Genomic DNA, 17,862 nt, shown 5'->3' with positions numbered 1-17,862 from the left:
AGCCCCGGTGTCCCCGGCGGCTTCTGCGCTCCCGTCACCCGCTCCGGCGTTCCCGGCAGCTCCGCCGTTCCCCGCAGGTGCGGAGCCCTGGGCAGGTGCGGAGTCCTGTGCGGGTGCGGAGCCCTGTGCGGGTGCGGGTGCGGATGCGGGCTGCGCGGATGCGGCGTTCCCGGCGGACGGCTGCTTCCCGGGCTCCTCCGGGGTGGCCTGCTCCTCGCCCCGCCTGGTGGGCTCGGTCACCGGTCCCCCTCCTCGGTGGTTCCCCGGTCAGCCGGTGCCGGGCGATCCGCCGGCGTACCGCCGTCCTGCGACGGCTGCTCCGGGCCCGTGACCAGGCCGCTTCGCAGCGCCGCCGTCGAAGCGCGGCCCGCGGGGCCGACGGAACGGCCCGCGGCGTAGCGGTCGCCCAGCGACTCCCGGGCGATCTTCTCCTGGAGCTTGAGGATGCCCTGGAGCAGCGCCTCGGGGCGGGGCGGGCAGCCCGGGACGTACACGTCCACCGGGATGATCTGGTCGACGCCCTTGGTCACCGCGTACGAGTCCCAGTAGGGGCCGCCGCAGTTCGAGCAGGCGCCGAAGGAGATCACGTACTTCGGCTCGGGCATCTGCTCGTAGAGCCGCTTGACCGCGGGCGCCATCTTGTCGGTGACCGTGCCGGACACGATCATCAGGTCGGCCTGCCGGGGCCCGGGCGCGAACGGGATCACGCCGAGCCGGATGAAGTCGTGCCGGGCCATGGAGGCGGCGATGAACTCGATCGCGCAGCAGGCGAGCCCGAAGTTGAACACCCACAGGCTGTAGCGGCGGCCCCAGTTCAGGACCACCTTCATCGGCTCGGGCGCGAGGCGGGCGAGCGGGCCCAGCCGGCGCGGCTCGGGCAGCAGTTCAGGGGCGGATGTCGCGTCCACAGCAGTTGTCGCGTCCACGGGAGTCGGTGTCACGTCCATTCCAGGACGCCCTTCTTCCAGGCGTACAGCAGGCCCACGGCGAGGAAGCCGAGGAAGATGAACATCTCCACGAGCGTCGTTCCGCCGTAGCCAGGGGCGGCGAAGATCGTCGCCCACGGGAACAGGAAGATCGAGTCCACAGCGAAGATCACGTACAGGAAGGCGTAGACGTAGTAGCGGACCTGGGTGTGGGCCCAGCCCTCGCCGACGGGGTCGACGCCGCACTCGTACGTCAGCAGCTTCTCCGGGGTGGGAACCACGGGCCGCAGCAGCCGCCCGGCCCCGAAGGCCACGGCCACGAACAGTATCCCGACCACCGCGAGCAGGCCGACCACCGAGTAGCTCTGGAAGTAGTCGGCTGCCAGCTGGACGGGTGCCGTGCGCACGGTCGGCGTCGGCTCGAGCACGTCCGCCCCTCGCTCCCTGACTGCCTTGTTGGACGATCTGTACGCAGGCGAGTCTAGGCCCTGCCCGATCCGCCGTGACCAGCCGTCTCACGGGGTGGTGACGCACCGGTGGGGTTATCCCCACCGCAACCCACCCAAGCACCCCATGGCGCACGGGTCGCCCCGCCGGGCAGGGTGATCTCCATGACCGAGAACACCCCGGGGTCCGGCGGCGCCGGCAACGACGACCGGCCGCCCCCCGCACGCATAGCGATGGGCGCGCAGACCTGGCGCGAGATCGCCCACCTCCTGGCCAACCTGCCGATGACGCTCCTCGGCTTCGTCTACACCTATGTGTGGCTCGCCCTCGCCGTCGGGCTCTCGGTGACCGTGATCGGGCTGCCGCTGCTCGCCTTCGGACTGTCCGGGGCGCGGACGCTCGGCAAGGGGGAGCGCGGGCGGGCGCGGAGGCTGCTGGGGGTGCGGATCGACGAGCCGAGCCCGCTGCCGCGCGCGGCGCGGGAGGGCCTCTTCCCGTGGGTGTGGAACAGCCTGAAGGATCCGGTGGGCTGGCGCAGCGCGCTGTACGGCCTGATCCGGCTCCCGTGGGGTGTGGTGACGTTCGTGCTGACGCTCGTCGCCCTGCTGGTGGCGTGGCCGGTGCTGCCGTACATCGCGCGCGGGCTGGCCAACGTGGACCGGGCCATGGTCCGCGGCCTGCTCTCCCCGTCCAGTGAGCTGGAGCGGCGGATCGCCGAGCTGGAGTCGGACCGGGGGACGGTCGTCGACACCGCCGCCGCCGACCTCCGCCGCATCGAACGCGACCTCCACGACGGCGCCCAGGCCCGCCTCGTCGCCCTCGCCATGGACCTCGGCCTCGCCAAGGAAAAACTCCTCGAGGACCCCGACGCCGCCGCCCGCATGGTCGACGAAGCCCACGGCGAGGTGAAACTCGCGCTCCAGGAACTCCGCGACCTCGCCCGCGGCATCCACCCCGCCATCCTCACCGACCGCGGGCTCGAGGCGGCGCTGTCCTCGCTGGCGGGGCGGTGCACCGTACCGACGAAGGTGGCCGTGGAGCTGCCGGCCCGGCCCGCGCCCGCCGTGGAGGGCATCGCCTACTTCACCGTCTCCGAACTGCTCCAGAACGTCAGCAAGCACAGCCGCGCGCGGACCGCGCAGGTCGAGCTGTGGCGGTCGGGCGACCGGCTGCTGATCCGGGTGACGGACGACGGACGGGGCGGCGCGCTGCCGGACCGCGGGAGCGGGCTGGCGGGGCTGACCGAGCGGCTGGGGGCGGTGGACGGGCTGCTCGTGGTCGACTCACCGGAGGGCGGCCCGACGGCGGTGACGGCGGAGCTGCCCTGGCGGGACCGCTCACACGGCTGATCCCGTCCGCCGCACGGCCGATTCCGTCCGCCGCGAGACTGCTCCCGTCCGCCGCGCGACCGATTCCGCCCCGGCCGCCCGCCCCGGCCGCCCGTCCGGGCCCCCGTCCGAGTCGGCCTCCGTGTGACATCCCGTCCCCGGCAGGTGCCGCCCGGATATCCCCTCCCCGGCAGGTGCCGCCCGGTACCGCCGGTTGCGGCAGGACCGTGGGGCGCGGCGGCCGGACCGAGGGGGTGGGGAAAACCCCCTGCCCGAGACGGGGACCGACTCCATGGTCCGGAGAGCCCCGCCCCGGCAGCCTGGAGTACGCAGGCGATCGGACCTCAACGACCGAACGGCCGCACCACCCCGTGAGCCCGCCCCCGTGAGCACGCCGCCGCACGCAGGCCCCCGTACGCACCGCCCGCCGTACCCGCACCCCGCACCACCCCCGTACCCACCGCACGCGGAAACGCCGTGCAAGGAGCGGATCGCTTGCCGCGACCGCAGATCGGACGACGACACCATGGCCACCGCATACGGACAGGAGACGACCGCCGCCCACCGGGTGCCGGTGGCGCTCCGCGCCCCGCTCATGGGCCGCTCCTGGCGCGAGTTCCTCTATCTGCTGCTCAACCTGCCCTTCGCCGTCGTGACGTTCGTCTACGCCATCGCCACGGTCTCGGTGGGGGCCGGGCTGCTGATCACCTTCCTCGGGGTGCCGGTGCTGGCCGCGGGCCTCGCGGGCGCGCGCGGCCTCGGAGCCGTGGAGCGCGCCCGGGCCCGCGGCCTGCTGGGGCTCGTGGTCTCCGCCCCCGAGCCGGTGCGGCCGCGCAAGGGCCGCAGCGGGCCGCTCGCGTACATGACCGCGCAGCTGGCGAGCGGGACCTCCTGGCGGCACGTGCTCTACTGCGTCCTGCACTTCCCCTGGGCCGTGTTCGGCTTCTGCGTCTCGCTCACCCTCTGGACGACCGGGCTGCTGTTGCTGCTCTACCCGCTCTACCACTGGCCGGTCAGCCACGTCACCGGCCAGCCGGGCGCCCAGCTGTACGGGGACGGCGAGGGCCACGGCATCTATGTGGACACCCCGTTCGAGATCGGCGCGACGGCCGGGCTCGGGCTGCTGGTCGTGCTCGTGGCCCCGTGGGTGGTGCGGGGGATCACGCAGGTGGACCGGCTGATGGTGGCGGGTCTGCTCGGACCGTCCCGGCTGGACACGCGCGTGTCGGAGCTGGAGTCGGACCGGGGGACGGTCGTCGACACCGCCGCCGCCGACCTCCGCCGCATCGAACGCGACCTCCACGACGGCGCCCAGGCCCGCCTCGTCGCCCTCGCCATGGACCTCGGCCTCGCAAAAGAAAAACTCCTCGAGGACCCCGACGCCGCCGCCCGCATGGTCGACGAAGCCCACGGCGAGGTGAAACTCGCCCTCCGGGAACTCCGCGACCTCGCCCGCGGCATCCACCCCGCCATCCTCACCGACCGGGGGCTGGGTCCGGCCCTGTCGGCGCTGTCCGCCCGCTGCGCGGCGCCGGTCACCGTGACCGTGGAGCTGCCCCGCCGGCCCGCCGCCGCGCTGGAGGGCATCGCCTACTTCACCGTCTCCGAACTGCTCCAGAACATCAGCAAGCACGCACGGGCCACCCGCGCCACGGTGGATGTGTGGCGCGTCGAGGACCGGATCATGCTCCAGGTCGCCGACGACGGCCGGGGCGGCGCCACGGCGGCGCCCGGCTCCGGGCTGGCGGGGCTGGCCGAACGGCTGGACGCGGTCGACGGGGTCCTGGTCGTGGACTCCCCCGAGGGCCGCGGCACGACGGTCACCGCCGAACTCCCCTGGCGGAGCCCGGACGCGTCCCCGGGCGGGCGGCGGACCGGCTGAGGCGGCGGCCCGGCTGACGCGGCGGCCCGGCTGACGCGGCGGCCCGGCGCCCCACCGGGACACCGGCCGCCGATAACGGAGGGGCCGTTCCCACCGTTGGTCCGAGCACCGGCCCGGTCCCGCGCACCCGCCGGACAGCCCCCGGCGGGTGCGCGGGGCCGGGCCGTGGCCGAACGAGGGCGCCACTCCCGTCTCATCCTCTCGCCCGAGGACGCGAGTGCCCGAATACTGGGATGCTGGTGCCTGCACACAGCACCACGGCACACAGCACGACTGCGCACGGCCGACTGCACACGGCAGTCGGCCGTGGCGCACACGGACACCCCGGGCCGGCGGACCGACCGGCCCGGGCACGCGTGCACACAGGCACAGGCACACGGGCGGACTTCAGAGGAATGTGCGAGCGGGGGACGAGGGGCGTGGAGGACAGGGTGCGGGTGGTCATCGCCGAGGATTCGGTGCTGCTCCGGGAGGGCCTGACCAGGCTGTTGACCGACCGGGGACACGACGTGGTCGCCGGAGTGGGGGACGCCGAGGGGCTGATCAAGGTCATCGGCGAGATGGCCGCGGACGGTGAGCTGCCGGATGTGGTGGTGGCCGACGTCCGGATGCCGCCGACCCACACCGACGAGGGCGTCCGGGCCGCGGTGCGGCTGCGCCGCGACCACCCCGACCTGGGGGTGCTGGTGCTCTCCCAGTACGTCGAGGAGCAGTACGCGACGGAGCTGCTCGCCGGGAGCAGCCGGGGCGTCGGCTACCTGCTCAAGGACCGGGTCGCCGAGGTCCGCGAGTTCGTGGACGCCGTGGTGCGGGTGGCCGGGGGCGGTACGGCGCTGGACCCGGAGGTCGTCGCCCAGCTCCTGGGCCGCAGCCGCAAGCAGGACGTGCTGGCGGGGCTCACCCCGCGGGAGCGGGAGGTGCTGGGGCTGATGGCCGAGGGCCGGACGAACTCGGCGATCGCCCGGCAGCTGGTGGTCAGCGACGGGGCGGTCGAGAAGCACGTCAGCAACATCTTCCTGAAGCTGGGGTTGTCGCCGAGTGACGGGGATCACCGTCGCGTCCTGGCCGTCCTGACCTACCTCGACTCGTGACCGGCCCCTCCCGGCGGGTGACCGGCCCCTCCCGGCTCGGGGCGGGCGCATCCCGGGCCGGGTGTGACGCCGGGGCGCGGGAGGCTCCGCGCGGGGCGCCTCGCGACGCCGTTCCCGCCCCGCCCGGCGCCCCGACCAGCGGCGCTCTCCCGGATGCCGCCGGCCCGGCCGTCCGGCTCCCGCCCCCGGCGCCGGGGTGACCACCCCGGCGGCAGGGCGGGCCGACGGTACGCCGCGGCGTCCTCGGTCTCCGGCCCTAGGCCCAAGGGATGAGCCGCGGGCCGGCTCGGGAGCCGGCCCACAGCTGGGGGTAAACCGGTACGAACCGGCACAGGGCCATGTCTCAGCACTTCGTCCACTATGTGACACTTCCAGGGAAGGTGACCCTTACCGACGTAGAGTGGCCGACGGTTCAACCGGTCGGTATGCGATGCGAGCCGCCGCCTCGAAGGAGGTCCAGTTCAGTGACCAGCCAGGTCGACACCCAGCCCGAGCAGGCATCGGGGCGGGTCATGGGGGAACGCAGTCCCGGCAAGGAGGTCCGCCGTCTCGACCGGGTGATCATCCGCTTCGCGGGTGACTCGGGTGACGGTATGCAGCTGACGGGTGACCGTTTCACCTCGGACACGGCGTCGTTCGGGAACGACCTCTCCACGCTGCCCAACTTCCCCGCCGAGATCCGCGCCCCCGCCGGCACCCTGCCCGGGGTGTCCAGCTTCCAGCTGCACTTCGCGGACCACGACATCCTCACCCCGGGTGACGCGCCGAACGTCCTGGTCGCGATGAACCCGGCGGCACTGAAGGCGAACCTGGCGGACGTGCCGCGCGGCGCGGAGATCATCGTCAACACCGACGAGTTCACCAAGCGCGCGATGGCCAAGGTCGGCTACCAGGCCAGCCCGCTGGAGGACGGCTCCCTCGACGCGTACCACGTCCACCCGGTGCCGCTGACCACGCTGACGGTCGAGGCGCTGAAGGACTTCGAGCTGTCCCGGAAGGAGGCGGAGCGCAGCAAGAACATGTTCGCGCTCGGCCTGCTGTCCTGGATGTACCACCGGCCGACCGAGGCCACCGAGTCGTTCCTGCGGACCAAGTTCGCGAAGAAGCCGCAGGTCGCGGAGGCCAATGTGGCCGCGTACCGGGCGGGCTGGAACTTCGGTGAGACCACCGAGGACTTCGCGGTCTCCTACGAGGTGCAGCCGGCGGCGTCGGCGTTCCCGCCGGGGACGTACCGCAACATCTCCGGGAACCTGGCACTCTCCTACGGCCTGGTCGCCGCCTCCCAGCAGTCCGACCTGCCGCTCTACCTCGGCTCGTACCCGATCACCCCGGCCTCGGACATCCTGCACGAGCTGTCCAAGCACAAGAACTTCGGTGTGCGGACCTTCCAGGCCGAGGACGAGATCGCCGGTATCGGCGCGGCACTGGGCGCGGCGTTCGGCGGGGCGCTGGCGGTGACGACCACCTCCGGCCCCGGTGTGGCGCTGAAGTCCGAGACGATCGGGCTGGCGGTGTCGCTGGAACTGCCGCTGCTGATCGTGGACATCCAGCGCGGCGGCCCGTCCACCGGGCTACCGACCAAGACCGAACAGGCCGACCTGCTGCAGGCGATGTACGGGCGCAACGGCGAGGCACCGGTCCCGATCGTGGCCCCGTCGACCCCGGCGGACTGCTTCGACGCGGCGATGGAGGCGGCCCGGATCGCCCTCACCTACCGGACGCCCGTCTTCCTGCTCTCCGACGGCTACCTGGCCAACGGTTCGGAGCCGTGGCGGGTCCCGGACCTGGTGGAACTCCCCGACCTGCGGGTGCCGTTCACCACCGAGCCGAACCACACCACCGAGGACGGCACCGACACCTTCTGGCCGTACAAGCGCGACCCGGAGACCCTCGCCCGGCCGTGGGCGGTCCCGGGAACGCCCGGTCTGGAGCACCGGATCGGCGGCATCGAGAAGCAGGACGGCACGGGCAACATCTCCTACGACCCGGCCAACCACGACTTCATGGTCCGCACCCGGCAGGCGAAGGTGGACGGCATCGACGTCCCCGACGTGGAGGTGGACGACCCGTCCGGCGACGCCGACGTCCTCGTCCTGGGCTGGGGCTCGACGTACGGGCCGATCACGGCCGCGGTGCGCCGCACCCGCGCCGCCGGCGGCCGGATCGCGCAGGCCCACCTGCGGCACCTCAACCCCTTCCCGCGGAATCTCGGGGAGGTACTGGGGCGTTACCGCTCGGTGGTGGTCCCGGAGATGAACCTCGGCCAGCTCGCGACCCTGCTGCGGGCGAAGTACCTGGTCGACGCCCGTTCCTTCACCCAGGTCAACGGGATGCCGTTCAAGGCCGAACAGCTCGCCGATGTGCTTAAGGAGGCCATCGATGCCTGAGACGACGACGGAGGGCCTGTCCACCTCCGACGCGCTCACCCTGGTACCCAAGGCCGCGGCCAAGCAGTCCATGAAGGACTTCAAGTCCGATCAGGAAGTGCGCTGGTGCCCCGGCTGCGGTGACTACGCCGTCCTCGCCGCCGTGCAGGGCTTCATGCCCGAGCTCGGTCTGGCGAAGGAGAACATCGTCTTCGTCTCCGGCATCGGCTGCTCCTCCCGCTTCCCGTACTACATGAACACCTACGGGATGCACTCCATCCACGGGCGCGCCCCGGCCATCGCCACCGGCCTGGCCTCCTCCCGCCGCGACCTGTCGGTCTGGGTCGTCACCGGCGACGGCGACGCGCTCTCCATCGGCGGCAACCACCTGATCCACGCGCTGCGCCGCAACGTCAACCTCAAGATCCTGCTGTTCAACAACCGGATCTACGGGCTGACCAAGGGCCAGTACAGCCCCACCTCCGAGGTCGGGAAGATCACCAAGTCGACGCCGATGGGCTCGCTGGACGCGCCCTTCAACCCGGTGTCGCTGGCGCTCGGCGCCGAGGCGAGCTTCGTGGCCCGCACGGTCGACTCCGACCGCAAGCACCTGACGGGCGTGCTGCGCGAGGCCGCGGCCCACCCGGGCACCGCGCTGGTGGAGATCTACCAGAACTGCAACATCTTCAACGACGGTGCCTTCGAGGTCCTCAAGGACAAGGAGCAGGCCCAGGAGGCGGTGATCCGCCTGGAGCACGGGCAGCCGATCCGCTTCGGCGCCCCGGCCGAGGACGGCCTCGGCACGAAGGGCGTCGTCCGGGACCAGGCGACCGGCGACCTGAGGATCGTGGACGTGACCGAGGAGGGCACCGCGGACGTCCTGGTCCACGACGCCCACGCCACCTCGCCGACCACGGCCTTCGCCCTCTCCCGCCTGGCCGACGCCGACACGCTGCACCACACCCCGATCGGGGTGCTGCGCAGCGTGGAACGCCCGGTCTACGACACGCTCATGGCCGACCAGCTGGAATCCGCGGTCGAGCGCTACGGCAAGGGCGACCTGTCGGCACTGCTGCACGGCAACGACACCTGGACGGTGGCGGGCTGAGCGACCGTCTGTCGCATCTCTCGCGCCTACGGCCCGGCCCCGGTTTGCGTACCGGGGCCGGGCCGTGGCGATGGTGGAGGCACCCGGCCGAACCCGGCCGTCGCGTCCGAGGGTTCTCAGCCTCTCAGGGCTCTCAGGGCTCTCAGGGCTCTCAGGGCTCGAGCGTCATCCGGGCCTTCCGAGCACACGCGGGCCCGGATCGCGGAGCGTCCCGGGCCGGGACACCTACGCCGCTCCGAGGCTCCATCCCGAGCACTTGCGGCGGTCGACGTCGTTGGCCAGCAGGCAAACCTTGATCTTGACGGTGGCGTTCTCGCGAATGTTTATGGATTGCGTGGTGCACTTACCCTTCTTGCTCGCGATGAGAGACACGCTACCGCCCGGGTAGTCTCCGGACATCTCTGCCTTCACCCCGTCCGACTTGAGGTCGCAGACCTTGAAGGCGTCCCCGTCGGGATCGAAGAACGCCTTCCCGCCCCAGTCCGTGCCGTCCGTGGTGTGAGCCATGGCGAACTGTCCGGCGAGCGCCGGTGAACTGCAGAACAGCACACTTGCAGCCGCAGCGACTCCGACCGCCAGGAACCTACGCACCATATTCGTCCTCTGTTTCATGTGTTCACTTGATGGGCTGCGGGAGTACCGAAAGCGGATCTCCGGGACGGTGTTCCGCACTTCGGCCGCACCACCGCCGACGCCGACGTTCCGGGCGCCCTCGGAACCACGCTTCATGCCGTCCGGGCTCAGGAGTCAGGCCGCCCGAAGTGCCGTCCGAGTCCTGGGGTCGGGTGCCCGAAGCACCCTCCCCGAAGTGCCGTCCGCGCAGCCGGCGCGGGCGAGCCCCCTGCACGGGAGCAACGTCAGCACAGGCAGGCCGCACGTCCGTCCGGTTCCTTCTGGGGCATGTCGCTCCTTGTGGGATGCACACCCCGTCCGCGCGCCTGGTCGTGGCGCGGTCACCCCGTCCCACCTAACGCACTCGAAGGCGCATTAAGCGGACCTGGACCGTACCCCGACGTGAACATGCGAAGCAACTCGGCCATCGGAGCAGCGAAGTTCGGCCACAGGAGCACCGGAGACGGGTCCAGCAGAGCGGTTGCAGCAACTCCGCCCCTCCGCCCCTACCTGTCGTCATTCGTTCCTGTGACGACATCAAAGACACGGAGGCCGAAGACCGGCGGATCCAGGCCGGGCGGGGCCGGGTCGGACGGTCGGGGCCCGGACGGGCCTGCCGCCGGGCGGCGCGGCGGCGAACGGGGTGAGAGTTCACCGATCCGTTCCCCGGGCGCGGCAAGACATCGCCGTCTTCCAAGGGCGAGCTCGCCCATAAGACAGGCGGCCATCGGGAGCGCAATGAGCAATATACGGAACTCAGTTGCAGGGCCATGGATTCACCAAGTAAGTCAAGACTTACCTTTAGCGATCTTTGACCGTATGGTGTGGCCCGAATCGAAGGAGCCCCCTGTTGTCGAAAATGAATGACCCCGCTGTGCGTGCAGTTGAATCGGAGCGGGATTACGTGTCCTCCTTGTACAAGCTGCTCACCGAGCGGCTTTCCGAGGCGCGAGTACACCGCGCGAGTGTGCTGAAGGCCCCGGCGGACAGCGCCGGTGAGGCATACGAGAGAGAAATCGCCGCCGAGCGTCTGGCCAAGGAAATCGGCCGGCTGGAGGGCGCCGAAAAGGGGCTGGTCTTCGGGCGCATCGACTGGACGGATGGCACGGCCCTGCGCATCGGGCGGATCGGACTGCATGCGGAGGAGGACGACCTGCCTCTGCTCGTGGACTGGCGCGCGAACGCGGCGCGGCCCTTCTACGAGGCGACACCGGTCCACCCGATGGGCCTGCGGCGGCGCCGGCACCTGCGCCTCGAGGAGCGCACGGTCATCTCGGTGAGCGACGAACTGCTGGACGGGACCGCCCCGACCGACGAGGACGTCGTGGGGGACGGCCCGTTGACCGAGGCTCTGTCGGCACGGCGTACGGGCAGGATGCACGCGGCCGTCGCGACGCTGCAGGCCGAGCAGGACGAGATCGTCCGCTCCGCCCACCGCGGGGTGACGGTGGTGCAGGGCGGGCCCGGCACCGGCAAGACGGTGGTCGCCCTGCACCGGGCGGCCTATGTCCTGTACGCGTTCCCGCGCGCCGCGGAGGAGGGTGTCCTGGTGGTGGGCCCGAACGCCCGGTTCCTCGACTACATCTCCCAGGTCCTTCCCTCGCTCGGAGAGAACGACGTCGTTCTGGCGACCTGCCGGGAACTGGCCGGAGTGTCCACGGACACGGTGGACCCGTTCGACACGGCGCGTCTCAAGGGCAGCTCCGACCTCGCCGACGCCTTGGCCGGCCTGCTGCGCGTCCACCAAGCCCCCACCGGTGACTTCACCGTGCGGGTCGGACAGCAGCTGGTTCACCTCTCCGGCGAGGAAGTCGCCGCGGCACGCGACGCCGCCGTGGCTGCCGCACCGGGGCACAACCCCGCGCGCCAGGTGTTCAAAGAGCTCTTGGCCGACGCCGTCACCGCCGCGATGCAACGAGACATGGGCGACGTCCTGGAGCAGATCGACGCCGATGCCGAAAAGATGACGGGCATGGACCTCGACCGGTTCACGGGAGCCGCCCAGCGCCGTGCCGAAGGTGCGGCCGACTCGGGTCCGGTCCACGAGCTGGACCTGGACGCCATCCGGGCCGATCTCCTCGACGACGCCGGCGTCGACCGAGCGGTCGAGGTGTTGTGGCCGCGGCTGGTACCCGGTGACCTCGTGAAGGCGCTCCTGACGAACGCCGGCGCTCTCGCCGAGCGCCTGCCCCGCCTGACCGCGCAGGAGCGGTCCCTTCTGCTGCGCGGTCCGGACGCCCCGTGGACCGATGCCGATGTGCCGTTGCTGGACGAGGCGGCGAGCCTGGTCGACGGCCCACCCGAGCGGACGTACGGGCACGTCGTCGTCGACGAGGCGCAGGAACTGACCGCCATGCAGTGGCGGATGATCGTCCGCCGCTGCCCGGCACGGGCGATGACGCTGGTGGGTGACTTCGCCCAGGCAGGCCCGGTCGCGACAGCACGCGACTGGAAGGAAGCACTGAGCCCCCACGTCGGACCGCGGTTCACACTGCACCACCTGACCGTCAGCTACCGCACCACGCAGGAGATCCTGGAGAGCGTCCGGGACCTGCTCATACGGATCGCTCCGGACCAGAAGCCCACACGGTCACTGCGCAGCGGTGAGAGCCCCCGCACCGTGACCACACCTCCGGACGGGCTGGTCACCGCCGTCGTTCAGGAACTCCGCGCCCAGAGCACCGCGCACCCGGGCGAGCTTCTGGGAGTGATCTGCGCGGACACGGGGGTGAGCGAGCTGACGGCCCAGGGCATCGATCACCACGCACGCATCGTGCCGGCGTCCGAAGCACGCGGCCTGGAATTCGACGGGGTCGTCGTCCTGAACCCCGAGGAAATCATCACGGCCCGCCCCGGTGGGGAAAGGGACTTGTACGTAGCCCTGACCCGGGCCACCAAGCGCCTCTGCACCATCACCGTCCGGCCCGCCTGACGACTCTGCGCCCGCGTCGTCGCCGCGGGCGCACCCGGGCGCGGTACGGACAGGCGCGGCTCTGGAATTCGGTGAGTCCGCCTTCCCAGCGATCCAGTTGACCGGAGCCAGGCCCCCGACCTGCCCGAACAGCTGTCATGACCGTATGGCGAAACACACATGACAGCGCCGCCCGCCGGGCGCTACCGTCGAGTGGTCGTCATGCCGCGCCGGGGGAGGTCCAGTGAAGCCGAGCACCATCGAGCCCAGTGGAGGGTCGGACTCCGGCCCTTCCGTCCGGTCCGGCCTCGCGTACGGCTTCGCCGCCTACGGCATGTGGGGGCTCTTCCCGCTCTACTGGCCGCTGCTGGAGCCGACCGGCGCCATCGAGATCCTGGCCCACCGCATGGTGTGGTCGCTGGCGGCTGTCGGCCTCATCCTGCTCGTGCTGCGCCGCTGGGCCTGGATCGGTCCGCTGCTGCGCCAGCCCAAGCGCCTCGGTCTGATCGCCGTCGCCGCGGCGTTCATCTCGACCAACTGGGGCGTCTACATCTGGGCCACGAACTCCGGCCATGTCGTCGACGCCGCCCTCGGGTACTTCATCAACCCGCTGGTGAGCATCGCGTTCGGTGTCCTGCTGCTGCGGGAGCGACTGCGTCCGACACAGTGGACCGCGGTCGGCATCGGCGTCGCCGCGGTGGTCTTCCTGTCCGTCGACTACGGCCAGGTTCCCTGGATCGCCCTGGTCCTCGCCTTCACGTTCGCGTCGTACGGCCTGGTCAAGAAGCGGGTGGGCCTGGACGGACTGGAGTCCCTGGCGGCGGAGACCGCGGTGCAGTTCCTGCCCGCGCTCGCCTTCCTGCTCTTCCTCGGCTCCCAGGGCCGAAGCACGTTCGGCACGCATGACATCGGCCACTCCCTCCTACTGGTGACCTGCGGTTTCGTCACGGCGGCGCCGCTGATCTGCTTCGGCGGGGCGGCCGTCCGGCTCCCGCTCTCCACCATCGGGCTGCTGCAGTACGTGACGCCGAGCATCCAGTTCGTCCTCGGGGTGGCGGTCCTCCACGAGGAGATGCCCGCCGGCCGGTGGGCGGGCTTCGCGCTCGTCTGGCTGGCTCTCGCCCTGCTGACCTGGGACGCACTGCGCACCGCCCGGAAGGGCAGGGTGGCGCTGCGCGAGGCGGCGGCCGCGGCGCAGACATCGGCCGCCCGCCCCGCCGAGCCGGACGACGCGACCCCCGGAGCGGGGTCCGTCGGCGCGGAAGCGGAAGCCGAAGCGGAGTGCAGCCGGCCCTGAGGGGCCGGAGCCGGCCGCACGCCTCCCGCCGCCCGAGCGGCTACGGGTGGCCGCGGTGGCGGGGGCACCCGCACGGCGGGTACGCGTGGGACATCAGCGGCGGCAGCACCTCGTCGGCCACGATGCGCACCGTGCCGCGCTCCTCCACCACCACACCGTCCCGGGTCGCCCGGTAGACCCGGAGGGTCATGAACGACCGGCCGGGTTCCGGCTGTTGGACATCCGCCGCCGCTTCCCTGCCGACCGGCGCATCAGCGTTCATCGCCGCTCCCCCGGTGCGACCCCGCCGCGTCGAGGACGGCGAGCGCTTCCGGGGCCCGCGGGACCTGCGGAGCACAGGCCGGGCAGGCGTATCCGTTCCAGCCGGGACCGGTGCCGCCGTGCACCTCCTGCACCAGGACCGGAACGTCCGTGATCCGTTCGCAGCGGACGCACATCCGGGCCGGTACCGGCGCGCCGCCCACGCCCTGCGTCATGCCGCCCCGCCCGTACAGCCACCGGTCCAGTACGGTCCGGCGGCGGCTGCACCCGCAGGGGACGGCCACGCCGCCGCCCGCAACTGCCGTAGCTCCTCGGCGATGAGGTACGGACGCACCAGGGCCGTCGCCGCCCCGTCGATCGGCGCCCCGGACGCCACCGCCCGCCGCTCCCACGGCAGGTGGGGCGGATCCCAGGCCGTCACCCGGACCCCCCGGACAGCGCGGCCCGAACCGGAATCCGGAACGGAAGGGCGGCGCCCGCCTGTCCGCACGGCGAGAAAGGTCCTCACGCGAGCCAGGCAGCGCGCAATATGCTGCGTCATGTCAATGCTCCATCCTCAGCGTTGGCCACGCCCCGGGGCCGTTGCAGCGGCCGCCGGGGCATCCGCGTTCATCCGACTCTCCCGGATGAACGCATCACTGTTCGTGACGCAATGATTGCGGGGCGGAGCTAGGTTCACCAGGGGTTGATGTCCCCGGAGCCCCATGGGGACAAGGCCCCATGGGGAGGGGCCGGACCAGGACGGGAAAGGACGGAGCCATGGCGCCGAGGCCGAGGGAACTGACACCGGACCGGTCCGCACGGGATCTGTTCGGGGCAGAGCTTCGTCGTCACCGCGAGAGAGCCGGGATGTCACTGCGTCGGCTCTCCGAGGTGCTCAACTACAGCAAGTCGCATCTTGCGCGGATCGAGACCGCCGAATCGCTGCCCTATGACGATCTCCCCGCAAAGCTCGACGTCTGCTTCGGCACAGACGGCCTCTTCGCCCGTCTGCATGCGGTCGCGAAGAAGGAACCGTTTCCCGGCAAGTACCGGCGCGTGATCGAAATCGAGCGCCAGGCCACGACGATCGAACAGTATTTGAGCGCCACCGCCCCCGGCTTGTTACAGACTGCCGACTACGCGGCACGCCTGATGCGCGCCGTACAGCAGCATGCACCGGACGCCGAGATCGAGGCCCAGGTGACGGCACGGCTCGCCCGACAGGCGAGGCTTTGGGGCTCCAGGCCTCCACGCTGCTGGTTCATCCTCGACGAGTCGGTCCTCCGAAGGGGGTTCGGCGGACCTGAGGTGATGCGTCATCAACTCCAAGTACTGGTCGAGTGCGCCGAGCAGCGGCACCTCACGATTCAAGTCCTGCCCTTCTCCGCAGGAGAGCACCCGGAGGTGCTGGGCGGTTCTCTGACGCTCTACACGCTCCCGGACCGGCTCACACTCGCCTACGAGGAAGGCAGCCGGTCAGGTGCCTTCTTCGAGAATCGCGAGGAGGTGGCCGAGCGGCGCGCATCCTACGATCTGCTCAGGGCCCTTTCCCTTTCGCCACGTGACTCCGAGGCGATGATCCGAGCAGCGATGGAGGACTGGACACCGTGCGAACCACCCGTGATCTGAGCACCGGCACCTGGCGCAAGAGCACCTACAGCAACGGCGACGGCGGCGAATGCGTCGAGGTCGCCGACCACATCCCCGGCGCCGTTCCCGTGCGCGACAGCAAGGACCCCCACGGCCCCGCACTCTGCTTCACCCCCGAGGCCTGGACCGCCTTCATAACCGGCCTCAAGGCGGGGACGTTCGATTCGGGCACCTGTTGCTGACGGGCGCTCGCCCCTGAGAGCCGTCGGGCACGCCCCCGCAGCCCGTCGCCCCACCCACAGGTCCAACGCGGCCGGCCGAGCCTCACTGCTGCCGCGCCGCGCCCCGACTCACCACCCCGGCAGCACACCAACCCCGCCGTTCCGGCGGGGTCTTCCTTTGCCGTGCGGGCACTCGGCCGTTACTGTGTGAGCGCACTTAATGCACTTGCCCGCGCATTAAGTGCGGTGACCGTCGGTTGGTCTGTGGGCCACAGGGGTGTCCGCAGCACAGCGACGGGGAACGTCACCCGCCCGCCGGAGGAATCTGCCGATCTCCGGGGATCCGGTCAGGCAGCGGCCAGCGGCCCGGCAGATCCCGGGCGGCCGCAGCCCCGCGGGCCCGCTCACCGCACCACGGCGCGCGGGCCCGCGCAGGGACTCGGAGGCCCGGATCGGCCCTCCGGCGGGCGGCGGTGCGGCGCCGAAGGGGCGCTCAGGCCCCTTCCGTCGCGGACGCGCGGTCGACCGCCTGCTGGAGGACGTCGCAGGTGTGCTGCATCTCGTCCATCAGCCGGGTCGCCTCGACCATGAGGATGCCGAACGGGCGGGACGGATCGCCCAGCGGCAGGTCGCTGTCCTCCGCGTCCTCCACGAGCCGGGTGCGCCGCTCCTGCGCCTGGTCCGCGGCCTCGCAGAGTTCCCGCGCCTGGTCGGTGAGCCGGTCCTCGTCGACGTGGCTGAACAGATCGAGGATGTGGGCCAGCGACTGAAGGAAGTCGCCGTAGTCGCGCAGGAAGTCCCGGTGCCGGCCGCCGCTGTCCCCGTCGTGCCACTGGTCGAGACTGCGGGTCATCGACCCCATCTGGTACGAGACCCGCTCCAGGGCGTCGATGACGGCCTGATAGCCGGAGAACGAGGCGTGGTGCCAGTGCCGTTGCAGCAGCCGCCGGGGGTTGTAGTACGTGCTCTCCTGCGCCGTCCGCACCGCCGACTGCGCCTGCTCCACGATCGGGCCCAGATGGGAGGCCCGCTCCCGCCAGTGCCGGGTGCGCTCCCCGTCGAGCTCGTTCTCGCGCAGGGCGGGATGGATGTCGGAGACCAGGTCGCACAGCGAGTGCGCCAGGACCTGGATGCCGCCCTCGGCACTGCGGTACCGCATCGGCGGCAGCACCACCATGTTGACCACCACGCCCACCCCGCAGCCGATGAGGACGAGCAGGATGATCTGGCCGAGCTGGTTCCAGCGGTCGGCGTCACTGGCCGCGGAGACATAGGTGGAGAAGGCGAAGAACGCCGCCGTCGCCACCTGGGAGCCCTGGGAGCCCAGCGGGCGCCAGCGGCCGATGGTGAGTGCGGCCAGTGCCACCAGGACGAACGTCACCAGTCCGGGGCCGGCGAGGAGGCCGAAGAGCCCCTGCAACGCAACGCCCAGCGAGACGGCCCCGACATACCGCAGCGCCTGGAGCAGCGACCGGTACACCGTGACCTGCATGATCAGCACGGCCGAGAACGGGGCGAACGCGGGCGACTGCGTCTGCATCACGTCGTAGGCGATCACCCAGGCCAGACAGGCCGCCAGGGTGGCCTTGCCGATGAGCGCGATGGTGTGGCGTTCGTGCCCCTCCGAACCCGCCGCCCGTTGCAGCCACTGCCGTATGCGGGCCGTCCGGCCCTGCCCGGCCACGTCCGTCCGCTGTCGCCCAGCGGTCGCCTCTGCCATGCGTCCTCCGTAGTGCCGTCGACCCGTCCGCGTACCCGCGTCGGCCGTCTCCATCTACGGGATGGGGGACGTCACCCCAGGCAGGGGCTGTTTCGTGGGAGCCGGCGGACGCCGTGCCAC

15 protein-coding genes are annotated in these 17,862 nt (G+C 71.5%); 9 read left to right on the top strand and 6 right to left on the bottom strand.

Translation table 11 applies throughout. The features are described 5' to 3' along the window. Window positions 1–236: 236 nt before the first annotated feature. Both ACFYYR_RS10475 and ACFYYR_RS10470 read right to left on the bottom strand, forming a co-directional pair. The gene (locus ACFYYR_RS10475; protein ID WP_388849613.1) at window positions 237–947 is read right to left on the bottom strand and encodes an NADH-quinone oxidoreductase subunit B; all 711 of its coding nucleotides are present in this window, start codon (window positions 945–947) and stop codon (window positions 237–239) included. Then, the gene (locus ACFYYR_RS10470; RefSeq protein WP_351507706.1) at window positions 938–1,354 is read right to left on the bottom strand and encodes an NADH-quinone oxidoreductase subunit A; all 417 of its coding nucleotides are present in this window, start codon (window positions 1,352–1,354) and stop codon (window positions 938–940) included. Before ACFYYR_RS10470 ends, ACFYYR_RS10475 begins: the two co-directional genes overlap by 10 nt. Before the next feature lie 183 nt (window positions 1,355–1,537). On the opposite strand from ACFYYR_RS10470, the gene ACFYYR_RS10465 reads away from it, so the two are divergent. From ACFYYR_RS10465 to ACFYYR_RS10445, 5 genes are all read left to right on the top strand, one after another. Beyond that, a complete protein-coding gene (locus ACFYYR_RS10465) occupies window positions 1,538–2,722 on the top strand; it encodes a sensor histidine kinase (protein WP_388849610.1) in 1,185 nt (394 codons plus the stop codon). 505 nt (window positions 2,723–3,227) lie between these two features. After that, a complete protein-coding gene (locus tag ACFYYR_RS10460) occupies window positions 3,228–4,583 on the top strand; it encodes a sensor histidine kinase (protein WP_388849607.1) in 1,356 nt (451 codons plus the stop codon). A gap of 431 nt (window positions 4,584–5,014) precedes the next feature. Continuing rightward, window positions 5,015–5,674 carry a response regulator transcription factor gene (locus tag ACFYYR_RS10455; protein ID WP_351507900.1) on the top strand — a complete coding sequence of 220 codons (660 nt, stop codon included), beginning with the start codon at window positions 5,015–5,017 and terminating at the stop codon, window positions 5,672–5,674. Between the two features lie 464 nt (window positions 5,675–6,138). Then, entirely contained in the window at window positions 6,139–8,061 is a 1,923-nt protein-coding gene (locus ACFYYR_RS10450; protein WP_388849604.1) for a 2-oxoacid:acceptor oxidoreductase subunit alpha, read from the top strand. Continuing rightward, window positions 8,054–9,148, top strand: coding sequence for a 2-oxoacid:ferredoxin oxidoreductase subunit beta (locus ACFYYR_RS10445; protein WP_388849601.1), 1,095 nt, complete (start codon window positions 8,054–8,056; stop codon window positions 9,146–9,148). Before ACFYYR_RS10450 ends, ACFYYR_RS10445 begins: the two co-directional genes overlap by 8 nt. Window positions 9,149–9,373: 225 nt before the next feature. Here ACFYYR_RS10445 and ACFYYR_RS10440 read toward each other — a convergent pair whose 3' ends face one another. Beyond that, window positions 9,374–9,877: a hypothetical protein gene (locus ACFYYR_RS10440; protein WP_388849598.1), complete on the bottom strand. Its 504-nt coding sequence runs from the start codon at window positions 9,875–9,877 to the stop codon at window positions 9,374–9,376. 787 nt (window positions 9,878–10,664) lie between these two features. Between ACFYYR_RS10440 and ACFYYR_RS10435 the strand changes: the two genes are divergently transcribed. Continuing rightward, window positions 10,665–12,692: a HelD family protein gene (locus tag ACFYYR_RS10435; protein ID WP_388849595.1), complete on the top strand. Its 2,028-nt coding sequence runs from the start codon at window positions 10,665–10,667 to the stop codon at window positions 12,690–12,692. Window positions 12,693–12,915: 223 nt separating this feature from the next. Continuing rightward, on the top strand, window positions 12,916–13,968 hold the full coding sequence (gene rarD / locus ACFYYR_RS10430; protein WP_388849593.1) for an EamA family transporter RarD: 1,053 nt from the start codon (window positions 12,916–12,918) through the stop codon (window positions 13,966–13,968). A gap of 40 nt (window positions 13,969–14,008) precedes the next feature. Here rarD and ACFYYR_RS10425 read toward each other — a convergent pair whose 3' ends face one another. After that, window positions 14,009–14,230: a hypothetical protein gene (locus ACFYYR_RS10425; protein ID WP_388849590.1), complete on the bottom strand. Its 222-nt coding sequence runs from the start codon at window positions 14,228–14,230 to the stop codon at window positions 14,009–14,011. Continuing rightward, window positions 14,220–14,444 (bottom strand): hypothetical protein, encoded by a 225-nt coding sequence (locus tag ACFYYR_RS10420; protein ID WP_388849587.1) that lies wholly within the window; start codon window positions 14,442–14,444, stop codon window positions 14,220–14,222. The genes ACFYYR_RS10425 and ACFYYR_RS10420 overlap by 11 nt, the downstream gene beginning before the upstream one ends. Before the next feature lie 505 nt (window positions 14,445–14,949). On the opposite strand from ACFYYR_RS10420, the gene ACFYYR_RS10415 reads away from it, so the two are divergent. Together ACFYYR_RS10415 and ACFYYR_RS10410 are read left to right on the top strand one after the other, a co-directional pair. Then, window positions 14,950–15,840 (top strand): Scr1 family TA system antitoxin-like transcriptional regulator, encoded by an 891-nt coding sequence (locus ACFYYR_RS10415; protein ID WP_388849585.1) that lies wholly within the window; start codon window positions 14,950–14,952, stop codon window positions 15,838–15,840. After that, window positions 15,819–16,043 carry a DUF397 domain-containing protein gene (locus ACFYYR_RS10410; protein ID WP_388849582.1) on the top strand — a complete coding sequence of 75 codons (225 nt, stop codon included), beginning with the start codon at window positions 15,819–15,821 and terminating at the stop codon, window positions 16,041–16,043. The genes ACFYYR_RS10415 and ACFYYR_RS10410 overlap by 22 nt, the downstream gene beginning before the upstream one ends. Before the next feature lie 472 nt (window positions 16,044–16,515). Here ACFYYR_RS10410 and ACFYYR_RS10405 read toward each other — a convergent pair whose 3' ends face one another. Next, the gene (locus ACFYYR_RS10405; RefSeq protein WP_388849579.1) at window positions 16,516–17,742 is read right to left on the bottom strand and encodes an aromatic acid exporter family protein; all 1,227 of its coding nucleotides are present in this window, start codon (window positions 17,740–17,742) and stop codon (window positions 16,516–16,518) included. Window positions 17,743–17,862 lie beyond the last annotated feature (120 nt).

Origin of the sequence: Streptomyces sp. NPDC001922 (genome assembly GCF_042891165.1) — a bacterium.
Taxonomy (GTDB): domain Bacteria; phylum Actinomycetota; class Actinomycetes; order Streptomycetales; family Streptomycetaceae; genus Streptomyces.
The sequence above is the reverse complement of the archived record's forward strand: the minus strand, read 5'-3'. Positions and strand labels throughout refer to the sequence as shown.

Excerpts from the sequence above, each read along its gene's own strand:
- ACFYYR_RS10445 (WP_388849601.1), top strand. The coding sequence starts at position 8,054 with ATGCCTGAGACGACGACGGAGGGCCTGTCCACCTCCGACGCGCTCACC.
- ACFYYR_RS10465 (WP_388849610.1), top strand. The coding sequence starts at position 1,538 with ATGACCGAGAACACCCCGGGGTCCGGCGGCGCCGGCAACGACGACCGG.
- ACFYYR_RS10415 (WP_388849585.1), top strand. The coding sequence starts at position 14,950 with ATGGGGAGGGGCCGGACCAGGACGGGAAAGGACGGAGCCATGGCGCCG.
- ACFYYR_RS10405 (WP_388849579.1), bottom strand. The coding sequence starts at position 17,742 with ATGGCAGAGGCGACCGCTGGGCGACAGCGGACGGACGTGGCCGGGCAG.
- ACFYYR_RS10420 (WP_388849587.1), bottom strand. The coding sequence starts at position 14,444 with ATGACGCAGGGCGTGGGCGGCGCGCCGGTACCGGCCCGGATGTGCGTC.
- ACFYYR_RS10425 (WP_388849590.1), bottom strand. The coding sequence starts at position 14,230 with ATGAACGCTGATGCGCCGGTCGGCAGGGAAGCGGCGGCGGATGTCCAA.
- ACFYYR_RS10460 (WP_388849607.1), top strand. The coding sequence starts at position 3,228 with ATGGCCACCGCATACGGACAGGAGACGACCGCCGCCCACCGGGTGCCG.
- ACFYYR_RS10475 (WP_388849613.1), bottom strand. The coding sequence starts at position 947 with ATGGACGTGACACCGACTCCCGTGGACGCGACAACTGCTGTGGACGCG.
- ACFYYR_RS10440 (WP_388849598.1), bottom strand. The coding sequence starts at position 9,877 with ATGAAGCGTGGTTCCGAGGGCGCCCGGAACGTCGGCGTCGGCGGTGGT.